Source organism: Allobosea sp. (assembly GCF_036675845.1).
Taxonomy (GTDB): domain Bacteria; phylum Pseudomonadota; class Alphaproteobacteria; order Rhizobiales; family Beijerinckiaceae; genus Allobosea.
The window spans coordinates 1-2,966 of the sequence record NZ_JAKFED010000133.1 but is presented as its reverse complement, the minus strand read 5'-3'; the positions used below and the strand labels follow the sequence as shown (position 1 = coordinate 2,966).

Genomic DNA, 2,966 nt, shown 5'->3' with positions numbered 1-2,966 from the left:
ACGAGTTCATCCGCCGCTTCCTGCTCCACGTCCTGCCAGACGGATTCCACCGCATCCGCCACTACGGCCTGCTCGCCTCCAGCCGGCGCGCCGCCACCATCGCTCGCGTCAGGCAGATCATGGCGGCGGCGACGCCGGCCACGATGACGGCAGATCGTGGAGCAGAGATCTCGGCCGAACAATCCGATCCGGTCGATGAGCGGAGGCCTCCTTGCCCCTGCTGCGGTGGCCGCATGATCCTCGTCGAGCGCTTCGCACCGGGCACAGCGCCGCGCACCATCCTCGCCGTCAGGATCGACACCTCATGACGATGGCGCCGGGACGACACCCCGAGGAAGCGCTGCCGATCTCGGCCAGAGAGCGGGCGATCCCGATCGCCCCGATGGCGGAAATGGACCTTTCGGCGATCGCAGATCCCGCCCAGACGCATCAAACTTCAGGCTTCCGGGCATCTCGGTCGGAGCATCGCGCCACCGCCGCGCGCCTCGCACGATCCCGCCGACCAGGCCGCGCGGCGAAATCCCCATAGCCCACGGCCACGGGCCGCGGCTTCCTCCCCTGGAGGCTTTCGGACGCCGGCCCTCAGCCCAGTCCGAACCCCATCGCACGGGCCGGCATCCGAAACCCTTCACATCTGCGGACATTGGGCTGCCGCCCGGAAGCGGACATTGCCGCGTGGCGTCCTGACTTCTGGCCCCGACCCGTTGTGGACGTTCGGAAGGTCTGCTTGCTGGTCAGAACCTTACCGCGAGGGCGCCCTTGAAGGCATGGTCCTGAGTGTCCTCGGCGAGCTGGCCGGTGTAGGACACGCCGAGTGTCGCGCTCTGACCGATGGCGACGTCGAGTCCCGCTTCGACGAGCGCCGCATCGCGGGCGATCGGCAGGCCGGCGATCGTGAAGGCGCTGGAGCCGGCGAAGGCGAGCGTCACGCTCGGGTCGACATCCCCGAAGGCATGGCGCCAGGCGAGGCCGCCGCGCAAGGTCAGCCCCATGCCTTGCAGGTCGAGGCTGGTCGAGGCGCGCAAGCCCAGCGTCGAGTAGCCGAGGCTGGCGTCGTCGCCGCGGCCGGTCAGCGCTGTGACGCCACCGGTCTCGCTGAAACCGTCCGTGCGCAGATTGACATAGGCCAGGCCGGCGAAGGGTTCGAGCGCCACCCGGCCGAGATCGACGCGGTAGCCCGCCTCGCCGAAAATCTGTGCCGTGCCGGCGTCGTAACTCGCATGTGGGTTGCTGCCGATGAGTGCGGAGGTCACGGCCCGGCGGGTCTCGACATCATGCCAGGTATAGCTTGCGCCGACCCGCAGATTGATCGCGCCCCACTGGCTGCCGCCATAGAGCCCGAGATGATAATTGTCGCTCTCGCCCGAGGAGAGCCGGCTCGTGACGTCGAAGTCGCTGCGGCTGTAGCCGGCGATGATGCCGAAGCGCGAATTCTCGAATAGGGCCGCGTCGGCGCCAAGCAGGAAGCCGCCGGTCGAGCGCGTCAGCTTGCTGGCGTTGCCGTCGCTGTCCGTCCTGCCCCACGAGCCATAGCCCTGGCCCCAGACCGCGAGGCGGTCCGATTTGAGTGTCGGCATCGGCCCCTTCACGCTCGGGGCAAGGTCGGCCGTGAAGCCGTAGTTCAGGGTCGCCATTGGTGCGGCACCGACGCTGCCGAAGGCGGAGCGCAGCCGATCATTCACGGCGCTGCGCAGAAGCCAGCTCTCGCCGATCAGCACCGTCCTGGCCGAGGCGTGGATTTCCCCGGAGAGCTGATTCAGCGCCAGCCGGGCGGCATCGATGCTCGCCTGGTTGAGCACGCCGCTCTGAACGGAATTGCCGGTGGGCAGGCTGTCGACGCTCTTGCCGATTGCCGTCTCGTTGGGCGTGGTGCCGATGCTGCCCGCGGTCCGGGTCTGGATCACCGTCAGATAGGCGTTGTTGGCGTCGTAGGCATCGCGCAGATTGAGGAAGGGCGTCAGGATCTGGTCGCCGAAGCCGTAGGTCCCGGTCAGCCCGGTCGAGGTCAAGATCGTGAAGCGCTGGCCGGCGACATAGGCCGCTCCGGTGTAGTTGATGACGCTGATCGTGGCACCGCTCGCCAGCGTCGCCGTGCCGTTGACCCGGATCAGATCGGAGGTCGTCGTCGCGGGGTCGAGCTCGACCTGATAGGTCGCACCGGCGTTCTGCACATAGGCGCCGTTGACGGTGAGCGTGCCGATCGAGTTGCCGGGCGCGATCCGGCCGCCGGTCAATAGCGTCGTCGCGCCGACCGTGCCGTTGCCGGCGAGCGTCGCGCCGGACTGGACCGTCACCGCCGAGCTGGCGAGCGAGCCGTTCACCACGAGCGTGCCGCCGGCAACGGTGGTCGCGCCGGTCAGATCGCCGCTGCCCGACAAGGTCCAGATGCCGGTTCCGACTTTCTGGAAGCTGTCGAAATTCCGGTATTGTCCGATGTCGAGGCTGTTGCTGCCGGTGCCGGTGAGCCGGAGCGTGTCGTTCGTTCCCGTGGCGCTGGCGATGACGTTGCCGAAAATCTGCGAGCCGTCCTGGAGTTCCAGCGTGGCGTTGGCGCTTGTGCTCGTACTGAACACGATGGCGTTGGCGCTGCCGCTGCCGGCGCGGATCGTGCCGCCGTTGACAATGGTGGTGTTGTTGGCACCAGCCTGAATCGCAACCGCTCCGAACCCGCCCTCTATCAGGCCGAAATTCGTGATGGTCTGGGTGTTGCCACCGCCTGTCTGAACGGCCGCACCGCCCGATGTGCCGTCCGCGCTCGTGCCGCCGCGGATCGTGCCGGTGCCGTTATTGGTGATGACAGCCGGACCAGTGATGAGCTGAGTTGTGATACCGATGAGAGTTCCTGACGTTGCCCCCTATTTGCCCTCGTTCATAACTGGACTCTGCTCTTGTTGTGGTCCGTCCTGGACCGGGTTGCGAACTCGTTCGGGGTGAGGCCGCCAAGGCTCGTATGCGGCCGGTGGGCG

At 67.4% G+C, this 2,966-nt stretch carries 2 protein-coding genes; one reads left to right on the top strand and one right to left on the bottom strand.

What is annotated here, in order from left to right; genetic code table 11:
- The coding region (locus V6M56_RS13850) for a transposase (RefSeq protein ID WP_332684605.1) at positions 1-308 on the top strand (308 nt) is incomplete at its 5' end.
- 426 nt (positions 309-734) lie between these two features.
- Here V6M56_RS13850 and V6M56_RS13845 read toward each other — a convergent pair.
- Positions 735-2,573: an autotransporter family protein gene (locus V6M56_RS13845; RefSeq protein ID WP_332684604.1), complete on the bottom strand. Its 1,839-nt coding sequence runs from the start codon at positions 2,571-2,573 to the stop codon at positions 735-737.
- Positions 2,574-2,966 lie beyond the last annotated feature (393 nt).